The 17,427-nt window shown below is 30.6% G+C and carries 18 protein-coding genes and 1 riboswitch; of the genes, 1 reads left to right on the top strand and 17 read right to left on the bottom strand.

Annotation, left to right across the window (positions count from 1 at the left end; translation table 11 throughout):
• Nucleotides 1–161 precede the first annotated feature (161 nt).
• From HMPREF1552_RS00875 to HMPREF1552_RS00795, 17 genes are all read right to left on the bottom strand, one after another.
• The gene (locus HMPREF1552_RS00875) at nt 162–917 is read right to left on the bottom strand and encodes an ABC transporter permease (protein WP_021743142.1); all 756 of its coding nucleotides are present in this window, start codon (nt 915–917) and stop codon (nt 162–164) included.
• Nucleotides 889–1,200, bottom strand: a complete 312-nt coding sequence (locus HMPREF1552_RS00870) for a thiamine-binding protein (protein WP_021743141.1) — start codon at nt 1,198–1,200, stop codon at nt 889–891. Before HMPREF1552_RS00870 ends, HMPREF1552_RS00875 begins: the two co-directional genes overlap by 29 nt.
• Before the next feature lie 147 nt (nt 1,201–1,347).
• Nucleotides 1,348–1,437, bottom strand: a riboswitch (TPP riboswitch).
• Between the two features lie 29 nt (nt 1,438–1,466).
• Nucleotides 1,467–2,102, bottom strand: coding sequence for an EexN family lipoprotein (locus HMPREF1552_RS00865; RefSeq protein WP_021743140.1), 636 nt, complete (start codon nt 2,100–2,102; stop codon nt 1,467–1,469).
• A gap of 14 nt (nt 2,103–2,116) precedes the next feature.
• Nucleotides 2,117–2,695, bottom strand: a complete 579-nt coding sequence (locus HMPREF1552_RS00860; RefSeq protein ID WP_021743139.1) for a hypothetical protein — start codon at nt 2,693–2,695, stop codon at nt 2,117–2,119.
• A 44-nt stretch (nt 2,696–2,739) separates the two neighbouring features.
• Nucleotides 2,740–3,375 carry an EexN family lipoprotein gene (locus HMPREF1552_RS00855; protein ID WP_021743138.1) on the bottom strand — a complete coding sequence of 212 codons (636 nt, stop codon included), beginning with the start codon at nt 3,373–3,375 and terminating at the stop codon, nt 2,740–2,742.
• A gap of 65 nt (nt 3,376–3,440) precedes the next feature.
• Complete coding sequence (locus tag HMPREF1552_RS00850) at nt 3,441–4,190, bottom strand: glycosyltransferase family 2 protein (protein WP_021743137.1); 750 nt, start codon at nt 4,188–4,190, stop codon at nt 3,441–3,443.
• A 154-nt stretch (nt 4,191–4,344) separates the two neighbouring features.
• The gene (locus tag HMPREF1552_RS00845) at nt 4,345–4,869 is read right to left on the bottom strand and encodes a hypothetical protein (protein WP_039900890.1); all 525 of its coding nucleotides are present in this window, start codon (nt 4,867–4,869) and stop codon (nt 4,345–4,347) included.
• A gap of 12 nt (nt 4,870–4,881) precedes the next feature.
• Nucleotides 4,882–5,514 (bottom strand): hypothetical protein, encoded by a 633-nt coding sequence (locus HMPREF1552_RS00840; RefSeq protein WP_039900888.1) that lies wholly within the window; start codon nt 5,512–5,514, stop codon nt 4,882–4,884.
• 166 nt (nt 5,515–5,680) lie between these two features.
• Complete coding sequence (locus HMPREF1552_RS00835; RefSeq protein ID WP_021743134.1) at nt 5,681–6,661, bottom strand: Gfo/Idh/MocA family protein; 981 nt, start codon at nt 6,659–6,661, stop codon at nt 5,681–5,683.
• A 61-nt stretch (nt 6,662–6,722) separates the two neighbouring features.
• Nucleotides 6,723–7,283, bottom strand: a complete 561-nt coding sequence (locus HMPREF1552_RS00830) for an RNA 2'-phosphotransferase (RefSeq protein WP_021743133.1) — start codon at nt 7,281–7,283, stop codon at nt 6,723–6,725.
• A 97-nt stretch (nt 7,284–7,380) separates the two neighbouring features.
• A complete protein-coding gene (locus HMPREF1552_RS00825; protein ID WP_021743132.1) occupies nt 7,381–8,370 on the bottom strand; it encodes a YiiG family protein in 990 nt (329 codons plus the stop codon).
• 140 nt (nt 8,371–8,510) lie between these two features.
• Nucleotides 8,511–11,696: a carbamoyl-phosphate synthase large subunit gene (gene carB, locus HMPREF1552_RS00820; RefSeq protein WP_021743131.1), complete on the bottom strand. Its 3,186-nt coding sequence runs from the start codon at nt 11,694–11,696 to the stop codon at nt 8,511–8,513.
• A gap of 131 nt (nt 11,697–11,827) precedes the next feature.
• On the bottom strand, nt 11,828–12,910 hold the full coding sequence (gene carA / locus HMPREF1552_RS00815) for a glutamine-hydrolyzing carbamoyl-phosphate synthase small subunit (RefSeq protein WP_021743130.1): 1,083 nt from the start codon (nt 12,908–12,910) through the stop codon (nt 11,828–11,830).
• A 371-nt stretch (nt 12,911–13,281) separates the two neighbouring features.
• On the bottom strand, nt 13,282–13,653 hold the full coding sequence (locus HMPREF1552_RS00810; RefSeq protein ID WP_021743129.1) for a hypothetical protein: 372 nt from the start codon (nt 13,651–13,653) through the stop codon (nt 13,282–13,284).
• A gap of 24 nt (nt 13,654–13,677) precedes the next feature.
• Nucleotides 13,678–14,301: a DUF4125 family protein gene (locus tag HMPREF1552_RS00805; protein ID WP_039900923.1), complete on the bottom strand. Its 624-nt coding sequence runs from the start codon at nt 14,299–14,301 to the stop codon at nt 13,678–13,680.
• Nucleotides 14,302–14,362: 61 nt separating this feature from the next.
• Complete coding sequence (locus tag HMPREF1552_RS00800) at nt 14,363–15,316, bottom strand: DUF4037 domain-containing protein (protein WP_021743127.1); 954 nt, start codon at nt 15,314–15,316, stop codon at nt 14,363–14,365.
• An 18-nt stretch (nt 15,317–15,334) separates the two neighbouring features.
• Nucleotides 15,335–16,165, bottom strand: a complete 831-nt coding sequence (locus tag HMPREF1552_RS00795) for a tetratricopeptide repeat protein (protein ID WP_021743126.1) — start codon at nt 16,163–16,165, stop codon at nt 15,335–15,337.
• A gap of 252 nt (nt 16,166–16,417) precedes the next feature.
• Here HMPREF1552_RS00795 and HMPREF1552_RS00790 point away from each other — a divergent pair, with 252 nt between their 5' ends.
• A complete protein-coding gene (locus tag HMPREF1552_RS00790; RefSeq protein WP_039900886.1) occupies nt 16,418–17,338 on the top strand; it encodes a cation diffusion facilitator family transporter in 921 nt (306 codons plus the stop codon).
• Nucleotides 17,339–17,427: the final 89 nt, after the last annotated feature.

Raw genomic sequence — 17,427 nt, 5'->3', positions numbered from 1 at the left:
TTGCGGCAATGAGCAATCCTACGGAAATAAAAAATATTTAATATTAAATCCCGTTAAAAATAAAAACTATGTTAGAGATAAAAAAATAATTCTTTTTTTAATAATATTTAATCCAAAAATTATTAAATATTTGTTTTTTAAACGAGAAATAATATAAGAATTTATTTTTCCCAAACCATACACCATTTCTGAATTTTTTTTACAAGATACATAAGTAGCAGGCTTATTGCAGAAATAAGAAAAATTACCGCAAACATTTTATCAAATGAATACGATTTTCTGACTCTTGTCATATAAACTCCAAGCCCACTAAATCCACCAAGCCATTCAGCCACAACCGCTCCAATTATAGAATATGAAACAGAAATTCTAAGCCCTGCGAAAAAATATCCTAATGAGCCTGGCAATTTGACATGAATAAAGTTCTGAAATGGCGTTGCTCCCATTGTTTTTAACAAATTCAACATATCCTTGTCAGCAGAGCGAAATCCATCCAGAAGCCCAATAGTTATCGGAAAAAACGAAGTCATAACAATAAGCGTAATCTTTGGCAATATTCCATATCCCAGCCAAAGTACCAAAAGCGGTGCAATAGCAACCGTCGGAATTGTCTGCGTAATCACCAAAACAGGATAAATCATTTTATACGCATATTCAAATCTATCCATAACAACCGCCACAACAAATCCTAGAACTATTCCCAGTCCAAGTCCCAAAAACGCTTCAATAAGTGTAATTTTTGTATGTTCCATAAGTAGCGGAAAATCCAAAACAAACGCTTTTACAACTTCAAATGGCGGCGGCAACATAAATTTTGGAATAATATTCACCATTGACAAAATTTGCCAAATCATCAATAATGCAGAAATAATAATACCTGGTGCAATTTTATCTGTTATATTTTGAAATTTTTTCATCAATTTTTAAAATGTCTCCCTTCGGTTTATAATTTATTTTTACATACGACATTACACCATCAGCTCCTGCCTTCACAGCCACAACTTGACATTCCTTCACAATTTCCATAAGCTCGTCAAAATCCCCTTCTATCGTCGTTTCAAATGGAGCAACATTCATTTTTAACCCTTTGCTTTTAATAAATTCAATAACTTCATCAACAACTCTTACAATTTCTTTATTTCCCACAACATTTGGCAATACCTGAATTGCAATACTCGCATTAATTTCTTTTTTTTCCATAATCTATCATCTCTTTCCTTAAAACTGTTTTTTTATTTAAAATTTATTTATATAAAAAAATCCCCTTATCACAAGGAGATTCTATATTTCTATAAATTTTCTAAAATAATTTGAAAAGGTATGCAAAATAACTTTAAAATTATTTCTTATTTTATATAAAATACTCCCTCCGACAGCATTATCTGTACAGGTTATGTGGGTTTAATTCTCAGCAAAATTGCTCCCCAGTATTTTTATTAAATTGTTAAATTTTTTATAAATTTTATTTATCTTACTTTAATTTCTTCAAAATCAGGATATACTTTTTTGGCATATTTTAAAGTTTTTTCATCTAAATTCATAATATACCACTTGTTTTCATCTTCAAATACCAATGAATCTTGCTTTCTATCCACTTTTTGATTATCAACTGCCACTGTGGTTACTGAGGAAATAATTGCATAATTCCTTCCTGCTGATGTTCTTCCAACTTTAGCAGCATCTACATCATAAACAACGTTTTCAATTTTAAGTTCAGTTTGAACAATCTTTAATATTTCTGTCATCATTTTTTTTAGTTCTTCTACTGATGTCGAATTTTTTTCTGCAACGTATTTTAAATACTTTTCAGGAATTTCGTTTATAACTGTTGCATAATTCCCTGCCATTATATCCTTTGTAAATTTATCAAATTTTGCCTTAATTTCTGGCTTCACTTTCTTCCAGTTTTCCTGTGCCAGTTCACTTTGTGCCTTATCCACATTTTTACAAATTTTTTCGTCATTTTTTTCTTTACATTTCACAGCCGTTTCTTTTAGTAATTTATCATTTTTTTTCAAATTTTCAACACTATATTTATTTCCGCAAGCTGTGAAAAATAATGCCGCAAATATTGTTACCAATAAAAATTTTATCTTTCTCATTTTTTCTCCGTTTCTTATTTTATTTCCATCAAATCCGGATACAGCTCTTTCATAGAAGTTATATAATTTTTGTCAAAATTCACAAGATACCATCTGTTCTCATCTTCAAATGCCAGTATTTTACCTTTGGACTCTATACTTTTCCCTTTTACTGACATTGTTACAGTCGTTGGAATAAGTGCGTAATTTCTTCCTCTGCTTGTTTTCCCAATTTTGGCATTTTCTAAATCATATGTGCTTTTAGTAAATTTTACATCTTTTGTTATTCCACTCAACAGCTTAATTGCTGAACTTTTAAATTCCGGTACTGTCATTGACGCTTTTTTTGCCATATAGCTTACATATTTTTCAGGCAATTCATTAATATTTGCCATGTAATCTCCATTTACTGCGGCTTTTGCAAGTTTATCCATTCTTGCCTTTATTTCAGGCTTTACTCTATTCCATACCTGTTGTGCTGTTTCAGTATTCTTGCCTGATTTTTCAGAAACTTTTACATTGTTATTTAAATTTCTATTGCCATTCTTACTCCCAGCAGCTGAAAAAGCCGTTGCCGAAATAATAATCATTAATCCTACTATTATTTTTTTCATTTATCCTCCAAATAATATTTATTTTTTATTACCTATCTTTACTGTTACTCTACTTTTATATCTGCAAGATCAGAATACATTTCAGTTAAGATAGTTTTATTCTTTTCATCAATATTTACCATATATAATTTATCTCCATCTTCAAACACCAAAGATTTTGGATTCAGTTCTACTTTTTTTCCTTGACCAGAAACTATACTCTTTGTCGGTATAATTACATAATTTCTTCCAGCACTTGTCTGTCCTATTTTTGCATTTTCTACATTATATTCGACTTTTTCAAATTTTATCTTCTTTATAGTTACTTTTAAAATCTGTAACGCCATTTCTTTAGCCTTCTGAGGTGTTGTAGAACCATGTTTTGCTTCCCATTCCCAAAGCTTTTCAGGTATAATTTCCATACTGGATACAGGATCTCCAGCCATTAGATCCTTTGCAACCTTGTCAACTTTTTTAGTAACTTCTGGTTTTACTTTATTCCACCATTCCTGTGCTTTTTCAGCTTGTGCCTTGTCAACATTTATACAAATTTTTTCATTTCTTTTTATTTTACATTTTTGAGCCGTTTCCTTTAGCAGCTTGTCATTTTTTTTAAGATTATCAACGCTGTATTTATTTTCGCATGCTGTAAAAATTACTGCTGAAATCATTGCAGCCATCAAAAATTTCATCTTTTTCATTATTTCCTCCAAATCTACTTATTTAATAATTATACCTTATTTTTCAAAATTTTCAAAATTTTATTTTATTTACTTTTTAGTACAGCCCTGACTGCATAATGTAAAAAATAATAAACTGACTTCAAAAACGGTAATTTCTCAACTTTTCGATAAATTTCCCAACGAACTTTTGCCGTTTTAGCCTTATTGCTCGAACGGGAATTATCCAGTACTCGATAATAAGCCAAGTTTTCCTTGAGTCCAAAAATCGTTTTCACATCTTTCACAATCTCCAGCCAAAGAACATAATCCTCATTTTTCTCGAGTTCCTTAAAATACCGCTTCCCAACTTTTTCTACATCATACATAACTGTAAGACAGCCTAGATAGTTATTTTTCAGCATATCAGTATAGGAGATTTCTGGTTTAATTACAACTTCATTGATTTTTTCGCCATTTTCCTTAACTCTCGTGTACTCTGTACAGCTAATACCTGCATTTTTTTCTTTCATAAATTGTATCTGTTTTTCCAATTTTTGGCTATACCAGTAATCATCAGCATCCAAAAATGCAATAAATTTCCCATTTGCCAAATCAATCAAATGATTTCTCCCTTTTACAACACCCATATTTTTTTCAGTATTTACAACCTTTATTCTATCATCTTTTTTTGCATATTCATTTACAACTGCAAGACTGTTATCCGTTGAAACATCATTCATAATAAGCATTTCCCAATTTTCATAAGTCTGTGAAAGCACTGATTCTATTGTTTTCCCAATAAACTTTTCTGCATTGTACATTGGCACAATTATTGAAACTTTTTCTTTATCCATTTTCTCTCCTTATTTTATTTTTAAAATTTTAAGAAACTTTATCCTCAAACCGCTTTAATAACCAATTAAAAGGCAACTATTCTATTAAAATCAAAGATTCATCCTGATTAATTAGGTATTAGAGACGTTCGAGCATACTTTTAAAGTATATCCATTATTTTTTTAAATACAATTTATCAAAAAATTCATCAAAGTTATCTCCTAATTTTATCCATTTCCATTTTTCCCTATTTCCTCCTTCAGTAAAAATTTTATGTATATCCTCAGCAAAATAATACATAAAAATCTCCTTTGTTTCTTTAGAAATAAATATATACTCATCTTCATCCGCACCTATTGCCACATAGTTGTTTCTCCAAAAATATGTTCTTTTTAAATCAGGATTTTTTTCATATTCCCTCTCATCAAATTCTATAAGCATATTTTTTCCTCTTTCAACTGTTTCATCATCAAAATATAAATACGAAATAAATTTATCATTTATATTCTCATCATCAATGGGTATATATACAGTTTCCTTAAAATAAATTTCAGAATATTTTTTAACCATATCTCTGTATTCTTCTTTTTCAATTCCCAAACTTTCTATAAACTCATCGTCATAATAGTAACTTTCCTCTTCCCTCACTTCACAATCTTCTATCTCTAGTATTTCTTCCAAATGCTTTTGTCTATCCATTTCTATCATCTCCTATCTTTCTTCATCCAATTGTTCCAGCAATCCATCAACAAATTTTGTCAGTTGCTCTTTTTCTTCCTTCGACATCTCTTCATTATCTTTTGGATCTACATACAGTTTCTCAATAAATTCATCAAAATTTTCTGCTAATTTTACCCATTTCCAATAAACTCCCTTACTTTCATCTGATAAATCTGAATATGAATAAAATTGTACTATTCTATTTGTTTCTTTTGATATATAAACAAAAGAGCCATAAGAACTAACCTCTATAAATGGAATATACGAATCTAATACTTCGTAATTTACTTCTTTCTTTTTGGCATTTTTTCCATATTTTTGCTTATGAATTTTTTCAGAGTACCATATTAATTTTTTTCTTCCATATTCATATACATTATCTGAAAAATCTAAGTCAGAAAATAAAGACTCGCCTTCTTCATTCGTTTCTGGGTCAATATTTTTACAACGAAGCAGTGGCTTAAATGCTATCAATTCATAGTCTAATACTAAATTAACATATTTTCTTACTCCATATTTCTCAAGCAACTCTTTTGTATAATATTTGCTTTTCTCTTTTCTCTTCCCTTCTTTTTCAGTATATTCTATATCCACAGATTCCCAAAATTTTTTATATTTTTCCATTCTTTTCACCATTATAATTGATTTTTACCAATTACTGCTTTTCTTTTTCTATCAATTCGTATTCTATTATTTCTTCTAAATGTTTTTTTCTAGCCATGTTTAATTTTTTTAGATTTGAAGCAGTAATTTTTTGAATTTCTTGATTAAAAAGCTCCCCCCCTTTTTATTAATCCTGCGGAAACTTAATACCCGCCTCAAGTCTAGCCTTTGTCTGCACTTCACTTACCAGAAGGCTTTTTTCCAGCTGTTTATAGCAAAATTCCAAGTCATTTTCATTTACTGCACTAATGAATGTTTTAAATTCAGGCACAACTCTATCTTTTGAAAATCCATCATCAAAGCTTTCTGTTGTTCCATCATACATTTTTAATGTAACTTTTCCGACAAGTCCCGGAGCCTCTTCACTTACTATTTTTCCTTTACTTCCTTGAATTATTCCTATTCTTTCTCCTTCACTATCTTTTGCACATACACACATAGCATTGAAATTTTTGTATTCTATCATAAGAACTCCGCTCGTGTCAATATTTCTCTCAATATTAGCATAATACTTCACATTTTCAGGCTTTCCAAAAAGTCCTAAAACATAATGTAAATTATACAGCCCCAAGTCCATCAATGCTCCTCCAGCTTTTTCAGGATCAAATACAGGCAGAATTTCTCCTCTCTTAAAAGCATCATATCTGCTGGAATACTGACTATACTGGCTCTGAACAAGTTTCACATCTCCAATTTTTTCAATCCAGTCTTTTATTTTTTTATAATTTTCAAAATAAAGTGTCGTTATTGCTTCAAATAAAAACAATTTTTTTTCCTTTGCTAAATCTGACAATTCTTTAGCTTGTCTATAATTAGTTGTCATCGGCTTTTCAACAATAACATTCAGACCTTTTTCCAATACTTTTTTACAATATTCAAAATGTAAAAAATTCGGAACAGCAATATAGACAGCATCAATTCCAAATTCACAAAGTTTGTTAAAATCATCAGTAAATTTCGGAATACTATATTTTACACAAATTTCCTCAACTTTTCCAATACTCTTTTTTGTCCCTTGTATACCCACGATTTCTAGTCCTTCCAACTGAACAAGACTAGGCAAAAATTCCTGAACAATCATCCCTGAACCAACAATTCCCAATTTCATAAAAAATTCCTTCTTTCATCTTTCTATTTTTTATATTAATAAAATGGTTTGATAATTTATTTTAAAATTCCAAATATTTCACTTCAATATCATTAGTCAACCAAACGCCATTTTTTGAAATAAAAAATTCTTTTCCATCTTCGTACATCCTTTCAGCCAAAACCTTTATTACAAATGGTTTTCCGTGTCTTTGACCAACAGAATATGCCGTTTCTTCCGTCTCTGACAAATGTACAAATTGCCTGCTTTTCTTTTTTAACCCCTCTTTTTTTATCTGCTCCAAAAATCTATCCGCTGTTCCATGATACAAAATTTTAGGAGGCTTAACAGCTTTCAATTCTAAGTCAACATCTATGCTATGTCCTTGACAAGCCCTAATTTTCGTCAAATTTTTATTAAATTCATATCTCTTTTTACTGTTATTCCTTACAATCTCCTCCAAAATTTCAAAATTTATCCGTTCCTCTTTTCCGTCTTCAACATCTCCAGAGCGATTTATTCCATTAATAAGCTCATTTACATCAGCCCATCCATTCCTATCCAGTTCAATTCCAATCATCTCAGGCTTATGCCTTAAAATCAAGCTTATAAATTTTCCTAATCTTGTTAATTTCTTTTTCACGGTTCTCCTTTTTTCTATATAATTTATTAAGTAAATTAAATCTTTATTTATTTAATTTTTTTGAAAATAAAATCGGCTATATTAAAACAATAAATAGTTAATTCATCAAATTATTATAATCATTTACCAACTTATTATACTTTTTAATCACATCGTTCGGAGTCCCAACCATATCCTCCGTATAAACCTTCTTCTCAATTTCACTCTTGCTCATCGACTTGCTTTTTTCAATTTCCCTAATAAATATTGTAACCGATTTTTCAAATTCTGCAAGCTGTTTGTTAAATATTTCCAATTTTTCTTTTGTATAATTTTCTTTTTTTATCTGTTTTTCGTTTGTAATTACTTTTTGAAAACTAGTTGAAGCTGTTAAAATATTTTGTTGTGCTTTTTTTAATTTTCCCAAATCACCTTTTATAAAGGTTGTCATACTAATTTTCTGATTATCCACTTTATCCACAAAATCTTCACAATTATTTATAAGAACCGCCAAATTGTATTTTATCAGACTTCCTTCATTTTTATATGTTTCCAATATCTTCTGTATTCTTTCTTTCGATTTGTTTTCCACTTCCGTTTTAAAAATATTTGAACTTTCTTTATATCTTTTATAAACTTTCAAAAAATCTGTATGTAATTGCTGCCCTTTTGCAAAATCGTCTGCCAAATATTCTTTTTTCCCATAGTAATTTGTCATAGAGTCCGTTACTATTTTTAATTCTTTTAAAATTGGCAATAATTTTTCGGAAGAATTATCCAGCTTTTCCATCTTAAATTTTGAATTTATATTTTTTTCAAGTTTTTGGATAATAGCATTGTCAATTTTAATAACTGGTATACTTTTCGATTCCTTAAGTTCCTGGATATTTATTTCTTTACCTTCTCCAACCACACTAATATACTTTAAAATTTCATTATCAATGTTTGTCAAATTATTATGAATTTCAACATAACCGTTGTACTTATCCATCTCTTCATTTTTCACTTTTTTTATACTAAATTTTCTTCCAATTTCCTTAAATGTATCATCACAGGAAAATAAAAAAATCGAAAAAATTGTTATTAATATTATTTTTTTATAATTCATTCTTGCTCCATTATTTTTTATTTCTTTATTTTACTCAAAAATTTTACCAATTTCTCTAATCCTATTATTCAAAATAAAACTAACGAAATTGGTAATTTTTAAAATTTATTTCTATTTTATTTGATAAAATCAATAATTAATCATATCGAACTTACATTAAATGAAATGGATTCAAGAACTTTCAGTAAAGCGTCCGTTGTATCAAGTGAAGTAAGACAGGCGATTTCCTGTTCACTTGCAGCACGTCTAATTTTAAATCCGTCATTTGTTGCAGTTTTCTTTTTAGCTGCTGTATTTATTACCATATCAACAAGTCCTTTGTAAATCAGTCCTAATACATAATGCTCATATTTTCCTTCTTCTTCAATTTTTCCAACAGTTTCAACACGAAGCCCTTTTTCTTCAAAATATCTGGCTGTACCTTTTGTAGCCATTATATGATAACCCAAGTCAGAAAATCTCTTAGCTAGTCCATAAGCTTCCTCTTTTGCAGTTCCACTAATTGTAAACAATACGCTTCCTTGATCCTTGACTTTAATTCCAGACGAAATCAGCCCTTTGTAAAGTGATTTTTCAAGGTTTTCATCACTTCCCATAACTTCTCCTGTAGACTTCATTTCAGGCCCTAGTGTTGTATCCACATCTTTTAATTTCTGGAAACTGAACACAGGAACTTTTGTATACACATGTTTGCTTTCTTCAATTAATCCAGTTTGGTATCCTTTACTTTTCAATGTTTCTCCAAGAATTCCCTTCATAGCAAGATTTGCCATAGGAACACCTGTAATCTTGCTTAAAAACGGAACTGTCCTTGAACTTCTAGGATTTACTTCCAATACATAAACTTCTCCATCGCTAATTACATACTGAATATTCAAAAGCCCTATAATGTTTAATCCTTTTGCAAGCCTTGTTGTATAGTCAATTAATGTGCGTTTTTGTGAATCTGTAATGCTTTGTGGAGGGTAAACCGCAATAGAATCTCCAGAATGGACTCCCGCTCTTTCGATATGCTCCATAATTCCAGGAATCACAACCGTTTCTCCATCACAAATTGCATCCACCTCGATTTCCTTTCCAACTAAATATCTGTCAGTAAGCACAGGATGATCAGGCGATACTTTTACCGCATTTTCCATATATTGACGCAATTCCTCTTCACGATATACGATTTCCATTGCTCTTCCACCTAATACGTAAGATGGACGTACTAAAACAGGGTACCCGATTTCAGCCGCATTTTTTACAGCAGTTTCGGTATCAAATGCAGTTTTTCCAAGAGGCTGAGGAATATTCAATTTATGCAGCAATGCCTCGAATTTATCACGATTTTCCGCATTATCGATTTCTTCAAGTGCTGTTCCCAATATTTTAACACCATGTCTTGCCAATTTTTCAGCCAAGTTAATTGCCGTCTGCCCACCAAACTGAACAACAACGCCTTCTGGCTGTTCAAGCTCGATTATCGCCATAACATCTTCTTCCGTAAGCGGCTCAAAATAAAGCTTATCCGAAATTGAAAAGTCCGTTGAAACAGTTTCTGGGTTGTTATTTACAATAATTGCCTCATAGCCAGACTCTTTTATCGCCTTCACAGCATGAACTGTAGCATAGTCAAATTCAACACCTTGCCCAATTCTAATAGGTCCTGAGCCAAGTACAATAATTTTTTTCTTATTTCCTACAACACTTTCATTTTCCTGCTCATAAGTCGAGTAAAAATAAGGTGTTTCTGACTTAAATTCAGCCGCACAGGTATCAACCATCTTAAACACAGGCTTAATATTGCATTTTTCACGAAGTTTGTAAACTTCATCTTCTGTCGTATTCCAACGGTGTGCAATAACTTTATCTGAAAATCCATATCTTTTGGCAAACAGCAGTGCATCTGGATTATTTACATTTGCCTTCAATTCCACTTCAATATCAATAATATTTTTCATTTTATCAAGGAAAAACATGTCAATTTTTGTCATATCATGTATTTCCTGCGGAGTAACTCCTCGTCTTAATGCTTCCCCAATGAAAAACAATCTTTCATCTCCAGCTTTCTGGATTCTTCTCAAAATGTATTCCAAGCTGAATTCATCTCCATTTGGAAGCCCCAAGTGATGTACTCCGTACTCAAGTGAACGAATAGCTTTTAACAAACTTTCCTCATAAGTTCTACCAATAGCCATTACTTCTCCAGTTGCCTTCATTTGAGTTCCTAGATGTCTATCTGCCTTTTCAAATTTGTCAAATGGAAATCTCGGTATTTTACTTACAACATAGTCAAGTGACGGCTCAAAGCACGCATACGAATTTTTGGTAACAGGATTTATAATTTCATCAAGTGTCAATCCAACTGCAATTTTTGCGGCAATTTTTGCAATTGGATAACCTGTCGCCTTTGAAGCAAGTGCCGATGAACGTGATACTCTCGGATTTACCTCGATGATATAATAATTGAATGAATATGGATCTAGTGCCAGCTGAACATTACATCCACCTTCTATTTTCAACGCTCTTATTATTTTCAACGAAACATCTCTCAACATGTGGTATTCCCTGTCTGTCAACGTTTGCGAAGGTGCTACTACAATCGAATCTCCCGTGTGAATACCAACTGGATCAATATTTTCCATATTACATACAACAATCGCTGTATCATTGCTGTCACGCATTACTTCATACTCAATTTCCTTGTACCCTGAAATTGATTTTTCTAATAAACATTGAGTTACTGGCGAATATCTAAGTCCATTTGTAACAATGTCTTCCAGTTCTTCATCATTATGGCAGATTCCTCCACCAGTTCCTCCCATTGTAAAGGCAGGACGCACAATCACAGGGTATCCAATTTTTTCCACAAATCTACGTGCCTCTTCCAAATTATGAATAATATCCGATTCAGGCACAGGCTCTCCCAGTTCATTCATCAAATCTCTGAACAATTCCCTGTCTTCCGCCTGCTTAATAGAGTCAAGTTTAGTTCCTAGCAGTTCCACTCCACATTCTTCCAGCACTCCCGCTTCATGCAATTCTACAGCTAAATTTAGTCCAACTTGCCCTCCAAGAGTAGGAAGCAAGGCATCAGGACGCTCTTTTCTTATAATTTTTGACACAAATTCAACAGTCAATGGCTCAATATATACTTTATCCGCAATTTCCTTATCAGTCATAATAGTTGCAGGATTGGAATTTACAAGGATAACCTTGTACCCTTCTTCACGCAATGATAGACACGCCTGTGTCCCCGCATAATCAAATTCAGCAGCCTGTCCAATAATAATCGGTCCAGATCCAATCACTAAAATTGTTTCTATATCTTTTCGTTTAGGCATTTCCCTACATCTCCTTGCTATTAATTTTTATCAACGCTTTTATTTCAATATTTTATAATTTTTAATTTTATGTAACAAATTTACCTAAAATAAACTAAAAAATTTGTTTTCAATCAATAGTTCTAAAATTATTATTTCCGATTCTTTTTCATATTTTCAATAAACATATCAAATAAATAATTTGGGTCATGTGGTCCTGGAGAAGCCTCTGGATGATACTGTACCGAAAATACTGGATATTTTTTATGTCTTACACCTTCGCAGGTTCTGTCATTTACTGCAATATGTGTTAATTCCAGCTCTGTATCCTTCAAAGAATCAATATCTACAGCATATCCATGATTTTGTGCTGTAATATCAACTTTTCCAGTTTGTAGGTTTAATACTGGCTGATTTGCTCCACGATGTCCGAATAGCAATTTATATGTCTTTGCTCCACAGGCAAGTGAAATCAGTTGATGTCCCATGCAAATTCCAAAAATTGGCACTTTATCTATTAATTCCCTAATTGTAGCAATTGTTTCTGGAACATCTATAGGATCTCCTGGTCCATTGCTTAACATTATTCCGTCTGGTTTTTGTCTTAAAATTTCTTTAGAAGTTGCATTATGTGGCATTACGACAATATCACAGTCCCTTGAGTTAAGTTCCCTCATAATTCCTGATTTCATTCCTAAGTCAAGAAGAACAACTCTCATCCCTCTTCCAGATGAAAGAAATGCTTTTTTTGTCGATACCTGTTCGATTTGATTGGTTGGTAACGAATTGATTTTTAAATTTTTTGCAATTTCTTGCGAATCTTTGTCTGCACTAACGATAATTCCTTTAATCGTTCCATGCTCTCTTATTTTCTTTGTCAGACTACGTGTATCAATTCCAGAAATTCCTGGAATATTTAAGTCTTTCAAAACTTCATCCAATGTAAATTCATTTCTAAAATTAGAAGGTTTTCTACATATTTCACGAGTTATAATTCCCTTAATACTTGGATTAATAGTTTCATAATCATCCCTATTTATCCCATAATTTCCAATTAATGGATAAGTAAATGTAATAATCTGCCCATTATACGATGGATCTGAAATAGTTTCCTGGTACCCAGTCATCGCAGTATTAAAAACAACTTCCCCAGCCATTTCCACATCTGCTCCAAATCCATACCCTTTATACACACTACCATCTTCTAAAACAAGCTGTTTATCCAATGCGTACATAAATCTACCTCCCTAAATTTTAAATGATACTATTTGTTTTAAAATTTGTTCAATTGTCATTAACGTGTCTGATTTGCGATATAGTAAACTATTTTAATTCAAATCCTAGATATGTATTTAACAAAAGTCTGAATGTATTTACTAACATCTCTAATCTCATAATTATACTATATTTTTTTAGTTTTATCAATAATGGTAAATAATTATTTTTGTAACAAATGTTTGGGTGTATTGTATAATCAAATGCAACAAATTTAAGTAATTATTAAAAATATCTCTGATTCAGAATTTTCAGAAATATCCTAATAACTTCAAAAATTAATTTTTACTTTTTGTTTCACTTGATTTGACAATAAACCTAATTCGTAATTTTAATCATATAAATAGAAATCCATTATTTGTAATAGCTCCCTAGAATTATCATCCATATTTTCATTCGCTAATACATCCTTTATTTCCTCTTGCAATTTCATTCTTTCATTTTTAAATTCTTCCTTTCTTTCAGCATCATAAGCCATATTTGCCATTCTTCCTATTGCTGAAAATCCGAAAGTAAAATAATTAAAAATTGTTGTAAATCGTTTTTTCTTTTTAGTTCTTTTAAATTTCATATATTTTTTATCAATTAAACTTATATCTAAATTTTCTTGTTTTGCTGATTCAAAAAACTTTTCTAGCCTACTTACGCTATTTCTTGAAAATAATTCTAATCCATGTTCTATTAATTCCTTTACTTTTACCATTTATCTTCCCTCCAACTTATAAATTTACAAACTTTTTTCTGCTTCCTCAATAGAACTGTATCCCTTTTCCAGTACAATGTTTTCCAAATTATTTTCTGCCAAGTTTACATTATTTGTAACACAGCTCTGAATATACTCATAATATAATTTCAATGTTTTTACTGAATATGATGATAATTCTCCCTTTAAGTAAGTTTCAATTGAAGTATAGTTTGGTGTGTCGTATTTTGAGTATAAAGGACGCCCTTTTGAAGTAACTTTTGGATATTTTTTTATTATTTCTTCTTCCCAATGTAAATAAATTTCTACTATTTTTTGTACCAATTCTTCCTTTTCTTGTGAAATTTCAGGCAAATACTCCTTAATAATTTCGTATTCTTTTGGAGAACTATATTTCATCATTCTGGCATATTTGTCCTGAACAATGTTTTCACCACGATGTTTTGCCAAAATCAAGTCTTCCAGATAACTTTCCAGAATTTCATCAGGTAATGTTTCCCATTGGCTTCTTCTCATAATTTCAAATTCTTGAGGATTATCCTGACAATCAGCTCTTCCTTCTGTATGATGTACATTTTGAAAAAATTCCCATTCCCTTTTTAAAATTTGTCTAATAAAGCTTTCTTTTTTGCTAATTTCCATTTTCAATTCTCCTATTTTAAGATCCAATATTCTCTAATTTTGTTGATTGTTCTTTAAATTTTCTATTTTAATCCATCGCAGGGTTCCAGTTTCTTAATTTCTCATCTTCAATTTTATTTTGCACAAAAGGCCCATAATCCTGTAAAAAGTCACTTGTTAATTGTCTTGGGACAATATCTTGATTTTTCATTTCCGTAATTACATCAGCACTTATTTCTTCAATAATTTGAAATTTTCGATTAATCGCACCAGTTGGCAATTTTACCAGTTCTTCAGTTAGAAAATAAGTTTTTTCTCCCAAGATTTTCAAGTTTTTTAAAGCTCTTGGCATCCATTTGTAAAAAAGTTTATATTTTTTATTTAATAAAAAAATCATATGTATCGCCTCATTTACGAACTCTGTTTCCGCCAACTTTGCTGCCACAATTTCATTTCTTTTCATACATCGTAAATAGTTATACTGCCCAGATTGTGCCATTTTCATACATCTTGTGGCAATTTTATTAAGTCGTATATCTTCTGGAAAATATTTTTTCAAATCATTTCTAATTTTTGTAAATTGTCCTGAATTATCCATAAAAATTTCTCCATTAACCGCTGTTGCTAGCAATTCTTCTGGGATTAATCGCCAATCATACAAATTATCAGGTGCTTTCACATCTCTTAAAAACTTGAAAAACCAGTCTTCTATATTAAGGACACCACGCCGTCCATCTCCAAACTCGCTCACATTCAACGCTCTGAATCCCAAAAAATCCTTTGGCAATTCATTAAGCCTTTTTTGTAAATTTAGTCCATATTTCTCATAATCTTCTGAACTCAGCCAAATACAGCAGGACGGCCCAAAGTCATGATCTTGCGAAATCCCATCATCGAAACTAAAACACTCGGAACCTTCCCCCGCAAGTCCAGCCGCCATTTTTTCAAAAACTTCTGGAAATTCATTTTTTATAACTGGCAGATAAATTTCTTCGAAATATCTTTTTGAAAGTTCCAGTCCTTTTATTTTATTTGAATCCATTTTTTCTCCTTCTTCTATCTAAACCATTTTTTCCTTCACAACTTCAATATTTTCCAAAATATTTTTATAATTATTACTTTCTTTTCCAAATGTCTTTTCACAAATTTCAGCACTTTCCTCAAATAATTCCAATGCTTTTTCATATTCATTTTCTGCAAAATAAAAAGTTGCCATATTGTTAAGGACTGCTGCATACAAGTTATGAGTTTTTCCAACTTCCTTTTCGATTAGTTCTAGTGATTTTTGCAAATATTCTTCTGCTTTTTCTTTATTTTTTACCTTCAAGTAAGGCTGTACAAGATTACTTAGCGTAATTGCATACTGAATAGGATTTTCTCCAACTTTTTCCAATACTTCCAGACTTTTTTCCTGCAACTCAATCGCTTCCTCATATCTTTCAAGCTCCTGATAAAATAAAGCCAAATTATTGCATACGCTCGCATAAACATAGTCATTCTGCAAATTATTATTTTCGTAAATTTTCATAGTATTAAGATAAATATTCTCTATGTCATCATACTTTTTCATAAATCTGTAAACTTCAGATAGGTTAAGGCTGCAAGTCGCATACGGAATACTATCTTTGCCATACTTTTTCTCAATAAAGCCTTGTGCCTTTAATAAAGCATCTTTCGCCGTGTCAAACTCCCCAACATATTTAAGCGTTCCCCCAACTTCATTCAAAATTTTAATATTTTCATCGCTTTCCTCACCAAAAACATCTTCTGTAAGTTCTGCTAATTCTTTTAATACTTTAACCTCTTCCACAACATTTCCCTGTTGCATAAGTTCTTTTCTTAAGTTTGTTAATTCATTTATTCTAATTTTTTTTTCAAATATATTTGACATTTTATATTTCTCCTTTATATTAACTTTATTACTTAATTTTTATGTTATAAAAGTATGATTTGAATCTATTTTAATTATTATTTCTAACAAAAGTTTACCATACAAAATTGCAATCTGCAACAGTATTAAAAATAATTTTAAGATTTCAAAATAGTTTTGCTATAAAATAAAATTATGTTGTTGAAATAAAAAAACTCCTATTATATAATAAAAATAGATTAAATATTTTTAGTGGAAAGAGAGAAAGATAAGATGAATAAAGAAAAAATAGATTTTAAGTACCATCATATAAAGCATTACAAATATCAGGCACAATCAAAGAAAACTTTAATAACTTCAATTTTACTGACATTATTTTTTGCTTTAGTTGAATTATTTGGTGGAATATTTAGTGGTTCACTTGCACTTATTTCAGATTCATTTCATATGTTTTCGGATGTTGTTGCTCTTTTATTCAGCATTATAGCGGTATTTTATTCAGCCAAAAAGCCAAATAAAAATTTTACTTACGGATTTTTGAGAATTGAGATAATTTCTGCATTCATAAATGGACTGGCTCTTATGATAATTTCGCTTGGAATAGTTATTGAGGCTGTGAAACGGCTTTTCAATCCAGAGCATGTTGATTTTTTTACGATGTTTACAATTGCAGTAATCGGACTTTTGGTTAATATAATACTTATGTTTGTACTTATGAAAAGTTTGAAAAAAGAAAATAATCTTAATGTAAAAAGTGCATTATGGCATTTTTTAGGAGATACGTTAAATTCTGTTGGAGTTATAATTGCTGCAATTATTTTAAAATTGACTAACCTTGTTATTTTTGACATAATAATAAGTGTGATTATAAGCGTTGTTATTTTTACTGGTGGATTAAAAATTGCAAAAGAGGCATTTTTTATTTTAATGGAAGCTGTTCCCAGCGATTTAGATATCGACGAAATTTATGCTAAAATTTTAACAATTGATAAAATAAAGGATATTCATGAATTCCATTTATGGAATATTTCTGAAGAAAATATAAGTATTTCATTTCATATTTTACTTGATGAGTATGATGGTGTAAATGATTACGAGATTGTAAATGATGTAGTAAAACTTTTAAAAAATGAATACGGAATAGAGCATGTGACAGTTCAAATTGAAAATCCTGAAATAAATCCACATCTTTAGTTATTTTTCTTTTAATCATAAAATCCCATTAAACTAACTGAAAAATAAGATATAATAGACCTGTTCGACAACTTGTATAAAGACCAATA

The organism is Leptotrichia sp. oral taxon 879 str. F0557 (genome assembly GCF_000469385.1).
In the GTDB taxonomy this organism is placed as follows: Bacteria; Fusobacteriota; Fusobacteriia; order Fusobacteriales; family Leptotrichiaceae; genus Leptotrichia; species Leptotrichia mesophila.
This window is presented reverse-complemented; position numbering and strand designations above follow the sequence as displayed.